Source organism: Salegentibacter holothuriorum, assembly GCF_900168045.1.
Taxonomy (GTDB): Bacteria; Bacteroidota; Bacteroidia; order Flavobacteriales; family Flavobacteriaceae; genus Salegentibacter; species Salegentibacter holothuriorum.
Genome location: NZ_FUYY01000001.1, coordinates 856,606 through 875,057, shown reverse-complemented (window position 1 = coordinate 875,057; position 18,452 = coordinate 856,606). Strand labels below are relative to the sequence as shown.

Genomic DNA, 18,452 nt, shown 5'->3' with positions numbered 1-18,452 from the left:
TTTAAGGTTTTGGTAGCATTTCAGCAGCGTGTACGGCCACCATTACCGGCACCTGGTACAGTACATAAGCAAGCTCGGCAGCATTCATATCTTTATTCCATACTATGTTTTTATCTTCTCTATTTTGTTCCTTTTTTTCTTCTTCTGAATCTGGATCAAATTCCCCTATTATTATCTCCTCCATACTAGTATTGATTTCAAGAAAATTTCCGTTAGGTGACACGCGTTTCCAGGAAAGACCATTCCATACATCTATGTTCTCTTCATCCGCTTCGATATCCAGACCAAATGTAGGTTCCCCAGGACGTTCCTTTATAACAAAGAACCAACCTGGCTTATTTCCATCTCCTTCCTCATCTCCTGTACCTCCACGGGCTTCTTCTGCTGTAAGATCAAAACCAAAAAAGGTGATGTCGGGATCTACTTTGGCTTCATACAGTGGAGTTTTTACTACTGTTTTTGGAGGATTTTCGGCTTCCGCCTGCGTAAGTTCTTTTAGCACCCGTTCCTTTCGGGAATCAATGCTGCCATTATCTTTTGTTTGCCAGGCAGCTCTATGTGCATAGATCACGGCATTAGGATATTTTTTCAGTAGTTCACCTCTTATAACAAGAACTACCTCATTTTCTTTTTCCCCGGCTTCTTCACGGTGATCATGATCACCCAGTTTTGAAAATTTACTCCATCGGTGCAACGGCGGAATATCCCGCATTTTCTCTTTCCATTCTTCTTCGGTAAATCCTTTCTCGGGCAAATGGGAAGATACATCCCAAAACTGTCGAAAATAGCTTCCCCGCTGATCGGTAGAATATTCCCTCCAAAGCAATTCACGTGCAAATTCGTGATTAAGCCCTACCATATAGGCTTCGATGAATTTTTGATTGGTTTCAAGCAGCGAAATACTGTTCTGGCCGATAAAATTGATATTCGGTAAAAACAATTCTGCTGATATATTTTTTAGCGGTTTGTACATCGGAATATCAAATTCGGGGTAAGCCATGGCCTCAACGAATTGTTCTTTCATTTTTTCTTTTATACGTGGAGGAAGGAAAACTATACTATCCACCAATTTGGGAATAGTGAATTGTGGATTTATAGCGGTAAAGGTAGCCTGCACCAGTTCCGGAAGTTCTATTTTTGGCTTCTCAGGTTGTTCGCCTAAAACCCGGCTTTGTTCTATCAAATTGAAATTGTCTCGCAATGCATTTTTAAATTTAACCGCTTCAGAACTGTCATTATCGCCAAATTTTGGTGTAAATCCAGAATCAGCAAGAGTAATATTGAAATCGGAGCTTTTAGGCATCTTGTCCACATATTCGGGGCTGATATACTCTTCTTTGAGCTCTTGTGTAGCTTCTATTTGCTTTTTCCATTTATTGTAACGGGTTAGAGCTACGACCGATCCTATAAATAAAAGCGTATAAAAAGCGGTAAGTATTACACCCCCAGGGGCGAACATCATCACAAAAAATAAAATGATCATCAGGATGATTAACAAAGTTTTAAGCCAGGAATACTTTTTGATCCAGGCAACGACGAATTCTGGAATGGTGTTGTTGCCTTCTGTCCTTACATCTTCCACAGTGGGCAGGTCTTCCGGCACTATTTTTGGCGGAGCAGGATAAACTTCAGCCTTATTGATTCGCTCGATTAAATTTGATCTTTTTACATTCTGATCAAAAGGCAGGTTTTTCATCAAACGGCTGCCTGGCCGCAATATTCGCCGCATCGCCGTAGAAGTTACCACAAGTGGGATACGGCTTTTTTTTACCGTATAGTAAACTGTTTGCATGGAACTTTCTTCGCCATTGTTCGATTTTACCATTGCACGTGCTTGAACCGGACGAGTGATAAAAAATGCTTTTTCGGGATTTGCCTCTACAGTAGGTCGCAGGTGTTTGTCATACCAAACCCAGGAAGCTTCCCTGGCCATCTGAGCCTGACGAATCTTGCGATTTGCCTCAAGGATATCACCTACTTGTTTCCATGCGGCCTCCATATATTCTTCCTGATTTTTCTGGATCACTCCAGTTCCAAACCCAGCTGGTACCCGGTAACGGGGATCAAGATTAAGTTCATGTATCCAGTTTTGTTTATTGGGAACTTCGCTACCTTCCCGTGATTGAAGCAAGCGTTGCTGCAGCGCGTGCCATCGGCCATAGAGAGGTGCAGTGATAAGAGGATCTTTGTCCTCTTCGTTAATTTGCGGATCAAGACCAATTTCCGCATCTTTATTAGCTCTGGCCGCCGTTTTAACGGAATATTCATCGGCCAGATTAATAAATGCCGCCAGATCTTTTTGAAAATAATGGGGGTAAGGATCCTGATCCCAGTTATCATATTTGTTCACTTCTTCCTTGTCAGTTTCGCTCAAAGTATCAAAAGGGATCTTTAAAGCTCCACCGAGTTTGAGTATACCCCCCAGTTCAGGATCAGTTATTCCACGAACATTTGAACCTGGGTGCTGTACGTCTATTGGCCTGCGGCCTACACGGCTGTCAATTTGTTTCGGCTCAAGTAAGCGTACTAGATATTCAAAATCGCCAAGGGTACCGGTTTTAAAATTCCATCGATGATAAACAGGAAATAGATTGTTATCCTGCTTATTGTTATAATCTTCCCAGGCACCGGTTCCTGTATCGGGACTTTTGGAAGGATCCAGTCCCAGGCCGGAAAGTCTACCGGTTTCGAATGACGGGATTAAAAAAGCATGGTAGGAAACATTAGGTTCCAGTTTTCGTGGACACATCAATCTGGAATAAGCCAGATCGGGATTTTTTGCCAGTAGATCCTGTAATTCAGAAAGTACATTTTTGATATCAGAGGCACTTTTAGCCATAATTTTCTCCTCCTCATCAATAATAGCTTCATTTACATGTACATGTGCCCAGGCCCATAGTTGATCAGCGGGTTGAAAAGAAGCCGAAGTATCGGTGACTTTAATATATGCCAAAGGCTTATCCTGCATGTTTTTAGACTCCTCAAATTCATCTTCTTTTAAAACTACTAAAGCCACCCAGGGCTTTAATCTGTCTTTTTGATCTACCGCTACGGGTGAATATCGCCAGGGAAAATCCTCATCGTAAAATTCGATGTAAGGCATGTAGTTGGGTTCAAAATTGGTGATCCAATTACGGGGCTCGTTTTTTACAATTGCTTTTTTATCTATCCCGATAATATCACCGGGGCCGTAAAGTGCGATCTGCCGGTTAATGGTATGCTCCAGGTCCGCTCCTTGCAGGGCCTTACCTTTCAATTTCAAAGAAATTGGGATAGTGGCACGTCCAGAAGCGCTGCCAGTGGTACCTATCTTATTGGCAATTCCCTGTCTAAGCCAGGGTAAAAAAGTATATGTGGAAATTGTATCACTCATGCCGCTGGATTGATTTCGTTATTGGGCAGGACGTGTAGTTCATCTTCCAGTTCAGGGTGTACCAGAAGTTGCGCCTGCATATATTCTTTTGCCTGTGCCTGACTGCTAAAATGTGCCTCAGCATCAAAAACAGTATTGTTCGAGATCTTAGCCACAGAAAAACCGGGCTCTTGTATGTTTATTTTTGAATCGAAAGGTTGCAGGTTTCTATTTGTTTGATAAGAGATATCTGCGCGAGAAACAGTATTACCCCGAAGAAAAACACCAAATAGACTTTTTAAGAATTTAAAGAAAGCTTTTCTGCCGCGTTTATAGTTTGTATCTACCGTGATCAGTTCATATCGGACATGTCTCTTTACCGTTTTCCCGGTTTTTAGCTGTTCTCCGCTAATAGAAAGTTCCATCCCTCCCTGAATTGGCTGGAAAGAAGGACTGCTAAGCTTTTCAGCATCTTTTAATTCCTTGAACTGAGCAATGGCGAAATCTTCATCAAGAGTTTTAATTTTTGACAATTCGCTGCCCTCGGGATCCACGCTGAAAAAATTAGCGTCATCGGGTTTTTGACTTCCCATCTTATCCAAAGTAAGTTCAAGTGGGATAGCCCGTTGTATTACCTGTAGGGTACCTACCGGATGCAGGACCAGTTCGGCTACGGAATCTATCTTCCGCAAGCTCACTAGTAAATTATTGTTCACAGGTACTAGTGCTTTCCAGTTTTCCTGTTTTTCAAATTCCTCGATGAGAAGGGGCATAATTGATATTGGGGGTAGCCTGGTATCTTTTTCTTCTCCCCAGGTAAAGTCGAAGTCGACATCGATATCAAAGAATAGCAGCGAAATTGATCCGGTGCCGTGAGCATACCAGGGGGCAGGGCCTTCAAGTGACATTTTTACGCGCACGCTGAAAAGTCCAATACCAAAAACCTTGACCGAAAGAGAAGCCGAAAGCTGGATAATCATATAGAAAGGTGAAAACTGGAATAATGCATCAAAACCTATATGACCTTCGATCTTGAGTTCGCTGAATCCAAAGTACAGCTCAGCTTTAGCACCAAATTGAGCAGTATTAGAGGTTACTGCAAAATAGGCCATCACGCGTATTTTTCCCCAGGATTCGTTTAAAATACTCAGAGAAATACGTACAGGATTAGGAAAGGGAAGGGTAGGGGGCTTAAATGCTGGATGGAAGCCGCCTACACTTGAAACAAAATTAGCTTTTGCTCCCCAGCCAACCAGCATACCCATTTCACCTTCAAGGGTATAAAATAAAACCCGGGAGTCGTACATACTGGCAAAAAACCAAAGACGTTCCTTGTCGAATTCAATGGCACCTATAAAGTTTACTTGCAGTTTTATAAGCGAGGCTTCCTCAGTGGGTAAAACGATTTTCAAAATTCCCAGAATAGCGATATTTCCCGGGATCTCAATAATAATCCCTAGAGAAATACTTATTAGGGTAGGAGTGCCCCAGCCGAGTTTGGCCATTGGACCTATAAGAAACCTATCCTGCTGCACGGGAAAAAAATCCTGAAGATCACTAATGATGCGTGGAGCGTTCTCTATAATGTTCGTAGGGAACATAATACCATTCACTGCCCCAGTACGAACCCCGGTGGCCAGTGCATCCAATTTCATGGTACGATTTAGCCCTAAAAGTCCGCCTACACCAAGCAGTGTAAAGCCGAAGCCGAGCTGAATACCGGAACCAAATTCCGCAGAAATGATCACCAGAAGGGAAAATCCCTCGGAACCATCTGGCATTTTGGTGTTGATTATACCAATTGCTTTTAATGAAATGATCTCACTAAACGTAAGTTCAAGAAATCCTGAGTATTCGCCTTTTTCAGGATAAAACTTTACAAAACCACCTCCTTTTACTACGCCGGCATCTATAGACAGGCCCACGCCTTTGGGAGGTTGAAAATCGAACTGAAAGTCGTTTTTGCCCAATACTCCATTATCGCTTTTTATAATATTGATGCGACTACCAATAGAATCTATAGAAGCTTTGATGACCCCCAGATTTAGATTTCCCGAAAGGGTAGTAATGAGGCTGGTGTTATCTTCAAGACCAAGCTCTATACCAAAGGCATTAATTTCCATTACACTTAAGTCGATATGAAGAGGTACCTGAATTGCCAGGTTATTCCCGCCCTCGAAACTTATACCTTTCCCATACTGCCACTTCACCCCCATATCACCTATAAACAGTATGATAGGATCTGAAAGGAAATTACCTAACAAGCCGTCTTCGGAAAGGTCTATTGAAAACTCCAAATCCTTTACTCCGGCAGAAAGATGTGCGTTGCCCTTCAAATCGCCGCCCACGCCGGCAGTAAGCTTTTTGGCCATTAATTTGGCCAGACCCTGAATGTCGAAAATCTCCAGATTTTCATCAGATGGCTTCGCATAGGTCAACAGCATTTGAAAGCCGCCGCTAACGTCTGCTGTTCCCCCTTTACTTGAAATTCCATCGGGCGTGATGGCAAGATAGACTTCAGCATCTGCATCTGCATCTCCCGAAATATCTACCTTTAAACCCAGGTTTTCAGATATTTCTATATTCTCGTTTAAGTTCCCTTTGGCATATGGGGTTATGGCAATTCCCAGACTAGAAGGACTGGATATATCACCAAAGGGTAATAATTTTATTCCCGCCTCAACCGCAAACACCGGTTCCCCGTTTTCATCCACACTGCTAACCTCCTCCTGTATCAGAGGCAAGGAAGCTCCGAAAAACTTTTCGCCTCCCGGAATATTCTTCAGAAAACCCTGCAGTTGCGCAGCGGTAAGTTCTTTCACATAAACAAGCGATAACCCGTAAGATTCGAGAACAAGCTCAAGCACATTAAGTATCTGCTCATAATCCAGCCGTTTTTCTTTGGGGAGGCTGGGATTGCCTTTCCAGCCATAGACTTCTTTGAGCCACTTCTTATTATCAGTAACAAAGGTGGAAACTTTTTCAAAATCGAGAACTATTTTTTTGTAGTCAATATCTCTGTTTTCAATTTGAATATCAAGTACTCCCAGAGCTTCCATCACAGAAACCACTTCAGGTTTGTGAACTGAAAGGTACTGCAGTACTAGGTAATCGAACACTTCAGGAAAGAAACTCGAGACAAAGTAATTTTTAACTGCGGTATTATCAGCAAGTGCCTGGATACTTAAGAAAAACCGGGTGATTTCCGTCAGGACTTCCGCAACTTCAATTTCCCCGTTTTCAGCTTGCTCTATCAGGTTGTCAATTGCAGTCCCCAGAACTTCAAATTCAGGAAACATAGCGCCCAAATCAGGCTGGCTCACCTGATGGCCAAAATGCTTCAGGAAATCCTCTAGATTTTCTTTGCTGCTAGCCGCGCGTGCTAATGGCTGCAACAGCCAGCTAAATTCCTTTATGAGTTGTTCTTTTTCCATCGTTATTCTCTTCCCCAATCTGAGGGGTCACCCCAGTTTTCTTCTTTCCATTGATTGTATTCTGCAACTTCTTTGGCTTTCTCAAAAGTTGGCAGGGAGTATTTTAGTAACTCTTCAGCATTCAAGACACCATTGCCCCGGTTGTCATATTCAAACTGTGCATTTCCCACAACACCTCCCGTTTTGTTAAATCCCGTTTGCCCATCTGGAATTTCGCTACTATTGGCCAGACATATTCTGAAAACATCCAAAAGCAGAGGTCTTCCATATTTTTTTATGAGCTGCGAACGCCCATGATATGCCTGCCATAACGCACAGGCACCCGCGATTAAGGCTGTGGAGTAGGAGGTTCCATCACTATTGTCATCAATTCGAAAATTTGGTGATAAAATATGACTTCGTGAAACTGTTAACCCCCAACCCGGAGCAGTTACTTCGATTTCAGGGCCGTAAAATGCCTCACTAGGTGCATTAAAATTTTTATCGCAACCTGCAGTTGCTATAGTATGTATACTAGTACCTGGAAAGATAGGATCTTTAAGTACCATATTCCCTGCAAATTGCCCGCCCGCGGCTACGGAAATAAACCCTTTTTGTCTGGCTGTTTTCAATGCCATCTCAAGATTGCGGGGAGACCGAATTCCACCTACACTCATAGAAATGACTCCATACTGTAGATTATTTAATCCCAGAGCGAAATAAATACTGTCTGCAAGTGTGCTATATGTGTTTTTGGAAACAACAGGTGTTGAATAAGATTGCGATGTACTTAGTAGTACCGAGTTTATAACCCTTAAAGGAAGAACATAGGATTTTGGCGCAATTCCGGTTACAAATTTATTTAAGGGAACGGTATAATCGGGAAAATTAACATTGGAAGGATTATTCTTAGGGTGACCCTCATCACTGAACATTAGACTTGCAGTAGTGGTTCCGTGACTGGGATGTCTGATACCTAAAAATTCTAATTTGTCTTCAGCGGAAGGATTAGGGTTTAAAAAATTACTGTCCAAAAAATTTTTAGAATGAATTCCTGTAAGATATCTGCCGTTAAGTAATTCGGGATGATTGGTCCAACCAGTATCGGGATGGACAATAGCGATACTTTCACCCTTATTTTTTCCCTCCCCATGAGGAGGTAGGGTAAGTTCCCAGGCTTCTTTAACCTTGCACATTTCTAATGGCCATTCGTTTCCGTTTGGGTCGTAGTTAGGCATACCGGTTACTTAAAATTATACATTGATATTAAAATTTTTCAAGCTCGCTAGTTTTGGAGTTGAACTATGAGGCGATGACCGGCTTAATAAAAAATTAATGTAGGGAAGGTTATTCTAGTCCATTTGTCATATTCAAAAGCTTGATTTGCATAAAGTTATAAAAAAATAAATTGGATTTTTAAAAAAATATGAAAAGTTTATTAAATTGAATGTTATTCATAATTTTTTGTTTTAAACATCTTAATTCTATATACTCTATATAATTTTTTTTGACACTTTATACATTATATACATTTTCAAATTTCCCGTTCTCAGCTGGCTCAGGATTCAAAAAGCAAAGGTTTCGTTGATCTCAACTTTTTAATTTTTTTAATGAGAAGGAATTAAAGTTTGGCAGGTGTTATATGCTTTCCCATATAAAAATGATGTTTCCCAGAAATTTATATGTGATCACATATAATTCAAATCTTTTTCTTTGAATTGTATACTTAACAAACGATATTACATCCCTGGTATGCAATGCATACACACTCCATTCCTTCCTTTATTAGTTTTGGTTCCAGAATTCGAATTACAAAAGCGCTTTTATTCATTTTCTAACTTAAATATTTCAAAAATGAACGAACTAAAAATGTTAGAGCAACTGGACCGTATAGAGAAATTAGTCCGCGCTCAGAAAGCCGTATTGACTTTTGATCAGGCTTGTGATTATACAGGGTTATCAAGGAGTTACATGTATAAACTTACCGCCAGGGGAGAAATTCCGTTCTCTAAACCCAGAGGTAAATTGATCTTCCTCTCTCGTGAGAAACTGGATAACTGGTTATTGAATAATAGTCATTCCTCTAAAGATGAAATTAAACGGGGAGCAGTAGAATATACTTTTAGAAATAAAAGGTTTTAAAGATGGGAGCTATGAAGAAAGCTGAATCCAAACTCTATCATGTTTCCGAGCAGAAGAAAAAAACCATCTATGACTTTGTGGATGAGTATGTTTCTGAGAAATATGATATCCGGTTTAATGAAATATCCCACGAGTTTCAGATCTCCATTAGGGAAGCAAACACCTGGGAAGATTTTGAAGTGAACTCTTTGCTTATAGAATTAGCGAAATCAAACATTTAGATCAATCCGGGGAAATTGGATATCTATTTACGGTCTAACCTGATTTCAAGATTTAACCCAATCGCGGAATACTTTGATAAGCTTCCAAAATGGTTGGGTGGAGATCATATAAGAACACTCGCTTCCTATCTTCTCACCAAAGAACCTGAACAATTCCTTTACCATTTCAGGAAATGGCTGGTGAGTACAGTTAGGGGTGCATTGGATGAAAACTATTTCAATAAGCAATGTTTGGTGCTGGTGCATTCAGAACAAAATTCAGGGAAGTCGACCTGGTGCAGGTTTCTTTGTCCACCTGCCCTAAACAGGTATTTTGCTGAAGATATGACCACAGATAAAGATGCCAGGATTCAGCTTACCAGAAACTTCATCATCAATTTAGACGAATTATCTGTGCTGGCTAAAAGAGAAATAAATGCCCTTAAAGCTTATTTCTCTAAAACAATGATCAATGAAAGACTGCCTTATGATCGTAAAAACTCAATCCTGAGAAGAACCTGCAGTTTTATTGATTCTACAAACAGGGCAACATTTCTAAATGATGAAACCGGTTCTGTGCGTTGGCTATGCTTTGAGCTTATTGGTAAAATTGACTTCGCTTATTCCCGGGAAATAGATATCGATAAAGTATGGGCTCAGGCTTATTACCTGGCTTATGTGGATGAACAATTCTGCCCTGAATTGACCCTGGAGGATATTGTTGCAAATGATGAAAGGAACAAGACCTATCGGGAAGCCAGTATGGAGGAAGAATTGCTCGCTAAATATTATCTCAGAAGTTCAGATCCTGCCGATTTTAAAACGGCATCAGATATCGTCCTACAACTCAATTGTATCAATCCGCGATTGAACATGTACTATATGGGAAGGGCACTAAAAGCCCTGAACTATGAAAGGGTAAAACAACGTCAAGGTGGGATATATGGCTACCTGATCAAACCCAGGTGGCAGCCGATAATGTAGCCAAGGAATTAGGACTTACCAGGGTTCGGGAAGTACAGAAGGAAAAACTTCACGAGTTAAAAGGCTTAAGACAGGAAATCAAAAATATTAATGACCGGGTGCTTCAAAACAGACCAAAATCGATGGATGAGTACATCAGTAAAATGAAAGCCCATAAAGTAGAAGTGATCCCCACCATTAACAAAGCTAACCAGCTGCAGGGCTTTCGGGTAGCATATAAAGGAGTAAACCTAAAAGCCAGTGAAGTGGACCGTTCGATGAGCGGAAATAGATTAATTCCCCAGATCTCCCAAAACAGGAGTTTTACGAGGCTAAAGGAAGTACCTAAAACCTTCCAGGTATTGGATAAGACGGTACAACTAAGCAGCAATCTATCTACTAAAATAGCTAAAGAACTTGTAAAAGGAGCAATAAAAATAATAAGAGATACCGGAATAGGTATGGGATATTAAAACTTTAAGTGATGAAAAAACTAGACGAAATTATGGAATTGATGGCCGATGAAATGAAGGATTTTAAAACTGCTGTCCTGGAACTCCAAAAGCTTTCGGGACAATTGGCTAAGATGAGCATTCCCATTAGTGCAGAAGCATTGGAAAAGAACCTGAACACATTTCTGCTAAAGCAGGAAGCGGAAAAGGAAAAAACGGATGAAATCCTTAAAGGGATAGACCGGAAATTAAAACATGCCAGGGTTATACCTAATTACCTGCTGATCCTTTTTGGAATCTCAGGAATTATTGTTCTGGGTTCAGTGGGGTATTTCGGCTACACCTCGAAAGAAAAAGTAGAAGAAAATTTTGAAGTCTACCAGACGATCATGGAATCTCAGCATAAACATTATGAAGATTATTTTGCAGCATATCCGGAAATCCAGGAAGCTTACTGCGAGTGGCTAGAGGATGGATACCAGGGTTTGTAATGACAAATGCCCCTGTAGAAAAAATTAGTAAAATTGCGTCAAATGGCCTGAAACCCCAGTAAAACCGTTGAAATTTGCGGCAAAAATTTACTCGATAATCGAGATTTGAAAGCTTTGCGGCTTGCCTTGAAATTCAATTTTTTTTAATCAATAGAAAATAAGTGGACATTACCAGTAAATGAGTTGAAAAGCCCTGTAAACAGGCGGAAATTTACTGATTTAATAAATATAAGTAGGTTGCTCCCTATGCTGTTTTTACTTTACGCTTAACTTCCCGTACACTATAAAAACAGCATAGGATCCGGCGCAGGTAAGTTATGGTAGACATGGGGGCAGGAGGTTAAAATATAAGTTTAAAATTTGGTAGAACAGGTAGCTCTAAGGCTAAAACAATTCGATCAGATCATGTTGGGCATTAAGGAACATTCAGATGAAGTTATCTAATTAACACGGGTGTTTTTTTATAGGGAGCTAACCGACGAAATTAAATTCAGGATTATCAATACCGATTAAAGCAACTGAAAAGATAAAGTCTTAACGGGAATTAAAAAATTTCATGGTTCAGTTCCGGGAAGTTTTCAGCCTATCCAATTAAAATGAAAGATCAATGCAAAGCTTAAAGAGACGAAAGCTTATCTTCTTGATCGTATTGAAAAAATATTGGATGAGACTTAGGTTTATGTGTTTTCCCTGCCAGATTTATAATTAAAAATGACTTAAAAAGGAAATATTACGTCATTTGTCATTATATTTGTGATAAATGGCGCTTGATATGGTGGAAACAATTAATCATAAAAAAGAAAGAGAAACAGTAGCAAAATGGCTGGACCTCAAATCACTCTCCTTAAATAAGGGGAATGCTTCTTTTGCTTACCTAAAGGTTTTAAAGGAAGGTTTGCACCGGAATTCAGTAAACTCTTTTATCAAACATTCAAGTTTGACGCTAAAACAGGTAGCCAAATTGATTCACGTTTCCGAAAGAACCCTTCAGCGCTATTCTCCCGAAAAGACTATGGATATTAATTCTTCGGAGCGATTAATAGAACTTACCCGTCTTTTCCACAAGGGAATTGATGTTTTTAATGAAAAAGAAAAATTTATTGCCTGGCTGGATCGCCCCAATAAATCTCTGGCAAATTCGAAACCAATAGGTCTAATTGAAACCAGCATGGGGATTGATTTGGTTATGGATGAGTTACTTAGAATAGAACATGGAGTTTTCTCATGATTGTCTATAGAATTGCCAAGAAAAAGTGGATTAAAGATTTAAGCGGAACCGGGGCTAAAATAACGGGAGGTCGCTGGAACCCTAAAGGCTTTCCTGTTTTATATTGCGCATCAACTTCCTCTTTGGCTATTTTAGAAAAATTAGTTCACGTAGATTTTGATCTCTTGCCAAATGACCTTTACATCGCAGAAATAGAAATCCCGGATAATAGCATTCAGAAACTAAGGCTAAAAGATTTACCTAAGGATTGGAATAAATATCCTGCACCTGATAAAATCAAATTTCTGGGAAAAGATTGGATTATGGCAAATAAATATTTAATACTACAAGTGCCAAGTGCTGTAAATCCTAATGAAATGAACTTTTTAATTAATGTGGATCATCCGGATTCCGGTAAAATTAAGATCAGAAAAAACTATCCTTTTGAAATTGATGACCGGTTAATAAAATAAACCTTGGCACATAAGAATCTTGATTAGTCTATACAAAAAATAGAAAACATAGGCCCTTATGTATTTTAATTGCATTCAGTGAGTGTGATTTTCACTTTCGCTTAGCTTAGACAATTTGGTACGATAACACATGATGTTAAGTTTTTGTACTTCTAATTTACTAAAAAGGGCTTCAATTGTTTATAAATATGGCAACCCTAAGATTGATAATTTGAATTGAGTTACTCAAATTGTACATTTTAGAATTATAAGACCAAAATTGCAAATACAAGAACAAATGAAAAATATTACCTTTCAGGTTTTTAGAAACCCATTATAAATGAACACCTTCTCCAATCTAAAAGAACTTCTCAGGGCGCTCCAGATGGAGGAAAAGCTGCTTTCTGAAATGTTCGTAAAGAGAAAATCCCTGGTGTACCGCTATGATTTTGCGCTGGAGATGGTGGATTATAAGGAAGAGAAGATCCAGTTCCTTATCGATCATTCGGTTATCTATAAAAATGGAGATTACCTGGAACTGGATACGCAGTACTTGGATTTTTTTGAAAATGTGCTGGGGGTTAATGAGGAAATAAATACTTCCTATATCAATGAGAATATTAGAAACGTCCGGGAAAATATTAATTATTTACTGAACGAGAAAAATGAGATTAGGAGATACAATTACCTAAGGTTTATAAAAAATACCTTTAAAAAGATCGCATTAAGCACTTTCAAAAACGTCGTGGATCTGCGCCGTAATATTGATACCACTTTTAAAAACGAACCCAATTACAAGAACAAGAAAGCAAAACTAGAAAACCTGGATCGTAAAAGACTTGATATCCTAGACCTGATATATCAAACGGAAAACTTGATTTCAAGCGAAGAGAAAACTTTCTTTAAAGCCGCCCTGGATGAAGAACTAAATAATATTATTATTCAGCTCAAACGGGATCTTATCGAATGTTCCCACAACCTTATTGAAACGGAAAAACAGATCATTGAATTTCTGAACCAGATCAAATATCAAAGCGGAATAATTGAAAAATTACGGAAAATAAAATATCTTAAAGACCAATTTATTATAAAGGACGGTACTGATATTATAGAGGTGTTAAGTCAACGGAATTTAGTGGTTTTTGAAAAGCAACCGACCTATCCCGTTAAGCTTTCCCCCGATTTTCTGGCTACAGATGAAGGTTTTGAGGCTATAAAGAGGATAAGCGGGCGAATTAAAACTAAAGCCGAGATAAAAATTCCTGTTGCAGAAAATATCTCACGCGATCAACTGGATACTCAAATACAGGAGGAAGTTTTGATTAACCTGGAGGAGGTGAAAAACAATTTTATGGCTACTGGAAATAACCTCTTTAATTTTTTAATGAATTATAACTTTTTAAAAGAGGTTTCTTTTCCAGAGCGGGTGACCCTGTATTGCCAGCTGATCTCACAGTATGAAGAGATATTTGAGATCATCTCCAGTTATGAAACTTTTCAGGATATTGAATATACACTTGTTTATCCAAAAACAAATTAAATGCAAGAATTCCCAAAACATACCGCAGCGATCTTTGAGATGCTGAGCAAAGGAAAATTTATTTGTTCCAACAGTTCAAGGGATCTTGATCGCAAACTATATGCTGTCCTGGATGATGAAGATCATTTTGAGCTGCTCACTTTTTATTTCGGAAATATCAATTTCATCTTGGAAAAAGGCAATGGATACTTTTATTTTAGTCGAAATGAATCAAAGGTGAACCTGGAACGCAAACTGGAAATTGCTTTTAAGTGGATAGATATTATTGACTTTTTTAAAACCTTTGATCATTCTTTTGGCTCCGGATTTCGGTTTAGCATTGCAGATATTACCGTGCGGCTGAATACAGATGCCGACCTTAAGTCGAAATTAAATTCCTTAAAAAAGATCACAAAGAAGATCAATCATACAGAAGCGGTTTCCAAACTTGTGGACTATCTATTAAAAGACAATTTTTTGGAATTGCAGGATGAAATTACAAACACATATAAAGTTCTTTCATCCTTTGAATACCTGGAAGAATTAATAATGACCTTAAATATCCCTGAAGATATCGCCAATGAGATCCCTGAATAAAATTATCTTCATCAATAGCGCCGCGGCACAATATGCAGAAATTAATCTGGATGGAAATGTCCATTTGATAGGAACACAGGGTGTTGGAAAAAGTACCTTGTTAAGGGCAATCCTATTCTTTTATAATGCTGATAAAACGAAACTGGGTATTCCCCGTGAGAAAAAGAACTTTGATCAATATTATTTCCCATATCAAAACTCTTATATCATTTATGAGGTAAAACGGGAGGATATTACCTATTCTGTAATAGCCTTTAAATCCCAGGGTCGGGTGGCATTTCGGTTTTTTGATGCCAGGTATGATAAGAATTATTTTATAGATGAGACCGGAAAAGCTTTTCCGACTTTTGAACAGACAACGGCTTTTGGAAGGGAGGTCTATTATACAAAGATCATTAGCAACTACGAGGATTATCGCAATATTCTCTACGGAAACAACAAAGGCCTAGCAACCGAATTGAGGAAATATGCCCTTCTGGAAAGCAGGCAATATCAAAATATTCCGCGGACAATTCAGAATGTATTTTTGAATTCCAAACTGGATGCCGCTTTTATCAAGGAAACCATTATAAAATCTCTTAGCGAAGAAGAGATAAAGATCGATTTAAGCACCTATGCCCACAACCACCTACGGAATTTTGAAACAGAACTGAATGATATAAAGATCTGGTCTCAAAAAAACAAGGCCGGAAAGATCATCGTGCGCTCTCAGGCTGAAGCTGTGGCCACTGCCAACCGTTCCTATTTATTTGTGAAACAGGAAAAGAAAATTTTTTCCCGACAATTAGGCTGGTTTCTGAACAGTATAAAATCCACCAAGCCAGAAATAGAAGAGAAACTGGAAAAATCCACGACGGCGGAAACAAAAGCCGAGGATCGCCTGAAGGCACTTAAAGCCAACTTTGAAAAAACCCAGAAACAGCTGCAAACAGAAATTGGGATTATCTTCAGCCAACTCAAGGACCTGAAAGAGAAAAAGAAGGTTTACGACGCCAAAAATATTGAGGCAATCTTATTTAGAGCTGAAAGAAAATCGGGGTTAATTTTCAGCAGACAAAGTTTACAGGAGGAACGAAAGTTGCTTACCGGCAAATTTGAGGCCATTGAACAACAATACCGGGCCAGATTGGATCAACTTGAAACGCAGCTTGAAAAGTTTAAAAATAAGATCACAGGGGAAAGACTGGAGCACCAGGAGAGCTTTGGCACTTATAAAGAAAACCTGCAGGAAAAATACGAAACTCTGATCGCGCAGATAAAGAAACAGCACCGCGAAGCAATCGCAATTGCCGAAAAAGAGTTTCAGGATAAAGACCTCTCTTTACAGGAATTAAAAATTAAAGAAGTAGAAATTAAACATACATCTCTTTTTCAGTCAGAAACCAAAGCTCTGGAAGAGGAGAAAAAGGAGCTGGAACAACTAATAACTACTGCAGAAAGGACTATAGAAAATTCCGGAAAGGAAAAAGACCACCTGAAAAAAGAATGGGAACTGGAAAATGCAAAGGCAGAAAACGGTTCTAAGGCTATAATAGATGATCTGGAAAGATCGCTTCAGGAAATCAGTAAAAATATTGAGTCTGTTCAAAGAAAAATAGATGATAGCAAAGGCTCTTTTTATGAATGGCTCAATAATAACATTCCCAACTGGGATGGCTCTATTGGAAAAGTGGTGGATGAAGAAAACGTACTCTTCAACAAAGATCTTAATCCGCAATTAAACGAGGAAAATTCGGGTAGCTTTTATGGGGTGCAGCTTGATCTAAACGCAATTGACAAACAGGTAAAAACTCTGGAAGACTATGAGGAGGAAATTCAGAACCTTTCAGAAGAAAAGGAAAAACTGCAATTAGGGAAAAAAGAAGCATTAGAAAACCTGGAAAAAGAAAAGCAGAATTTAAAGAGAAGATTCCGTCCTAAGATCAATAGCCTGAAAGAACAAATTTCCTCTAATAGCTATCAAAAGGAGCAATTTTCACAAAAGCTGACAAAAAAAGAAAATTCCCTTCATGACCTGGAGCAAAAAGCAGCTGCAGAAAAAACAAAGGCTCTTGAAAAACTTCAGGAGGATCGAAAAAAATTAGCCGCGGAAAAACAAAGTGCGAAAGATGCTTTGGACAAATTACTAGCGCGGGTAAAGAGGGATGTTTCAGCTAAAAATAAAGAAAAGGAATACCTGTTGCTTCAGGAGGAAACGAATTTACAATCCCTTCTTCAGCAATTAAAGGAGCAGGTAACAAATAAAAAGAAAGAAATTGCTGTTCGAACAAAAGAGATAAAAGACCGGGAAAAATCTGAACTCGGTAAGCAGGGAGCAGATACCGGACGGATCGAAGGAATTGATAAAAACCTGGAGGAAATAGTCGGGGAATTGGATCTTATTGAATCCAATAATACGCTGGTCATTGAATATCAAAAGGACAAGCGGGAATTATTTGATAAAGAGCCGGACCTCAGGAACCGCCGATCTTTATTAAATAAAGAACTGGAAGGAACAGAAGCAGAATATAGAGGTAAGGAACACAACCTTCTAGAAGATCTAAAAAATAAAAGTGAACAGGTTAAAGAACTAAAAGATCAATTGGGACAGATTTTCCAGGACCTGGAAAAGTATGAGGATTTCAAGAAGCTGGAATGGTTTCCTGAAGTTGAGAAGCTTTTAAACCAGTTTAATGAGAAAGACAAAACTGAACTCAGCGGAAGCAAACTGATTGAAAACATAACTGAAAAGCACTACTCCGGCATTGGAAAACTCAGCAGCCTACAGGAAGCAATTACCAGGTTTACCGGAAATTTTACGGAAGATAATATTTTCCATTTCCCAACCCGCTTCAACAGCATCAATGATTACCTAAATTTTGCAGAAGAATTAAGGGAATTCCTGGAGGAGGATAAAATTGCTGAATATGAGACGAGGGTCAATGAACGTTTTTCCAACATCATAAGGCAAATTGGAAAACAGACCGGGGATATGCTTTCTAAAGAAGGGGAGATCAACCGGGTTATCCAGAAGATCAATTCAGATTTTAAAGACAGAAACTTCGTAGGCGCCATAAAAAGTATGGCGATGAGGACGGTGGAAAGTTCCAATAAGATCATGAAGATCCTGCTTGAAATAAAAGCCTTTAATGATGAAAACGGAATGCAGTTGGGGAAAACCAATCTTTTTTCTTCAGATGATCAAACTGGTAATAATGCCAGAGCGGTAAAGCTTCTTAAGCAGTTACTTACAGAAATAAACTTTTTTAAAGCCGATGAATTGAAGCTTTCTGATTCTTTTGGGCTCGAATTCAGGATCGTTGAAAATGACAATGATTCTCAATGGGTAGAAAAACTTTCAAATGTAGGATCTGAAGGAACTGATGTGCTAGTAAAAGCAATGATCAATATTATGCTGCTGAATGTATTTAAAGACAATGCTTCAAAAAAGTTTAAGGATTTTAAACTTCATTGCATGATGGATGAGATTGGAAGGCTTCACCCCAACAATGTGAAAGGTATCCTGAAATTTGCCAATGACCGGAATATCCTATTGATCAATGGTTCCCCAACCAGTTATAACGCAACAGAATATCGGTACACCTATATCCTGTCTAAAAACAACAAAAATTTCACCACTGTAAAACGACTGGTACAAAAGATACCGGCAGCGAAAAGCCTGTAG

13 protein-coding genes are annotated in these 18,452 nt (G+C 39.0%); 10 read left to right on the top strand and 3 right to left on the bottom strand.

All coding sequences use genetic code 11. The features are described 5' to 3' along the window. Position 1: 1 nt before the first annotated feature. The 3 genes from B5X51_RS03775 to B5X51_RS03765 are packed head-to-tail and all read right to left on the bottom strand — an operon-like array spanning position 2 to position 8,003. Positions 2–3,373: a hypothetical protein gene (locus tag B5X51_RS03775; RefSeq protein ID WP_079719533.1), complete on the bottom strand. Its 3,372-nt coding sequence runs from the start codon at positions 3,371–3,373 to the stop codon at positions 2–4. Then, the gene (locus B5X51_RS03770; RefSeq protein WP_079719532.1) at positions 3,370–6,786 is read right to left on the bottom strand and encodes a DUF6603 domain-containing protein; all 3,417 of its coding nucleotides are present in this window, start codon (positions 6,784–6,786) and stop codon (positions 3,370–3,372) included. Before B5X51_RS03770 ends, B5X51_RS03775 begins: the two co-directional genes overlap by 4 nt. A gap of 2 nt (positions 6,787–6,788) precedes the next feature. After that, positions 6,789–8,003, bottom strand: a complete 1,215-nt coding sequence (locus B5X51_RS03765) for a S8 family peptidase (protein WP_079719531.1) — start codon at positions 8,001–8,003, stop codon at positions 6,789–6,791. Between the two features lie 616 nt (positions 8,004–8,619). Here B5X51_RS03765 and B5X51_RS03760 point away from each other — a divergent pair. The 10 genes from B5X51_RS03760 (at position 8,620) to B5X51_RS03720 (ending at position 18,452) form a co-directional block, all read left to right on the top strand. Next, positions 8,620–8,907 carry an excisionase family DNA-binding protein gene (locus tag B5X51_RS03760; RefSeq protein WP_079719530.1) on the top strand — a complete coding sequence of 96 codons (288 nt, stop codon included), beginning with the start codon at positions 8,620–8,622 and terminating at the stop codon, positions 8,905–8,907. Positions 8,908–8,918: 11 nt separating this feature from the next. Continuing rightward, positions 8,919–9,128 (top strand): hypothetical protein, encoded by a 210-nt coding sequence (locus tag B5X51_RS16010; RefSeq protein ID WP_245828696.1) that lies wholly within the window; start codon positions 8,919–8,921, stop codon positions 9,126–9,128. A gap of 15 nt (positions 9,129–9,143) precedes the next feature. After that, positions 9,144–10,091, top strand: coding sequence for a VapE domain-containing protein (locus tag B5X51_RS03755; protein ID WP_245828695.1), 948 nt, complete (start codon positions 9,144–9,146; stop codon positions 10,089–10,091). Next, on the top strand, positions 10,073–10,543 hold the full coding sequence (locus tag B5X51_RS03750) for a hypothetical protein (protein WP_079719529.1): 471 nt from the start codon (positions 10,073–10,075) through the stop codon (positions 10,541–10,543). Before B5X51_RS03755 ends, B5X51_RS03750 begins: the two co-directional genes overlap by 19 nt. 11 nt (positions 10,544–10,554) lie before the next feature. Further along, the gene (locus B5X51_RS03745) at positions 10,555–11,013 is read left to right on the top strand and encodes a DUF6730 family protein (RefSeq protein ID WP_079719528.1); all 459 of its coding nucleotides are present in this window, start codon (positions 10,555–10,557) and stop codon (positions 11,011–11,013) included. Positions 11,014–11,785: 772 nt separating this feature from the next. Next, entirely contained in the window at positions 11,786–12,241 is a 456-nt protein-coding gene (gene parS, locus B5X51_RS03740; RefSeq protein WP_176132722.1) for a type II RES/Xre toxin-antitoxin system antitoxin, read from the top strand. After that, the gene (locus tag B5X51_RS03735; RefSeq protein WP_079719526.1) at positions 12,238–12,693 is read left to right on the top strand and encodes an RES family NAD+ phosphorylase; all 456 of its coding nucleotides are present in this window, start codon (positions 12,238–12,240) and stop codon (positions 12,691–12,693) included. The genes parS and B5X51_RS03735 overlap by 4 nt, the downstream gene beginning before the upstream one ends. A 319-nt stretch (positions 12,694–13,012) precedes the next feature. Beyond that, on the top strand, positions 13,013–14,212 hold the full coding sequence (locus B5X51_RS03730) for a hypothetical protein (RefSeq protein ID WP_079719525.1): 1,200 nt from the start codon (positions 13,013–13,015) through the stop codon (positions 14,210–14,212). Further along, positions 14,213–14,788, top strand: coding sequence for a condensin complex protein MksE (locus tag B5X51_RS03725; protein ID WP_079719524.1), 576 nt, complete (start codon positions 14,213–14,215; stop codon positions 14,786–14,788). Continuing rightward, positions 14,772–18,452 carry an ATP-binding protein gene (locus tag B5X51_RS03720; protein WP_079719523.1) on the top strand — a complete coding sequence of 1,227 codons (3,681 nt, stop codon included), beginning with the start codon at positions 14,772–14,774 and terminating at the stop codon, positions 18,450–18,452. Before B5X51_RS03725 ends, B5X51_RS03720 begins: the two co-directional genes overlap by 17 nt.

Coding starts and splice junctions, on each gene's coding strand:
- B5X51_RS03730 (WP_079719525.1), top strand. CDS start 13,013: ATGAACACCTTCTCCAATCTAAAAGAACTTCTCAGGGCGCTCCAGATG.
- B5X51_RS03770 (WP_079719532.1), bottom strand. CDS start 6,786: ATGGAAAAAGAACAACTCATAAAGGAATTTAGCTGGCTGTTGCAGCCA.
- B5X51_RS16010 (WP_245828696.1), top strand. CDS start 8,919: ATGAAGAAAGCTGAATCCAAACTCTATCATGTTTCCGAGCAGAAGAAA.
- B5X51_RS03725 (WP_079719524.1), top strand. CDS start 14,213: ATGCAAGAATTCCCAAAACATACCGCAGCGATCTTTGAGATGCTGAGC.
- parS (WP_176132722.1), top strand. CDS start 11,786: ATGGTGGAAACAATTAATCATAAAAAAGAAAGAGAAACAGTAGCAAAA.
- B5X51_RS03765 (WP_079719531.1), bottom strand. CDS start 8,003: ATGCCTAACTACGACCCAAACGGAAACGAATGGCCATTAGAAATGTGC.
- B5X51_RS03745 (WP_079719528.1), top strand. CDS start 10,555: ATGAAAAAACTAGACGAAATTATGGAATTGATGGCCGATGAAATGAAG.
- B5X51_RS03760 (WP_079719530.1), top strand. CDS start 8,620: ATGAACGAACTAAAAATGTTAGAGCAACTGGACCGTATAGAGAAATTA.
- B5X51_RS03775 (WP_079719533.1), bottom strand. CDS start 3,373: ATGAGTGATACAATTTCCACATATACTTTTTTACCCTGGCTTAGACAG.
- B5X51_RS03720 (WP_079719523.1), top strand. CDS start 14,772: ATGAGATCCCTGAATAAAATTATCTTCATCAATAGCGCCGCGGCACAA.
- B5X51_RS03735 (WP_079719526.1), top strand. CDS start 12,238: ATGATTGTCTATAGAATTGCCAAGAAAAAGTGGATTAAAGATTTAAGC.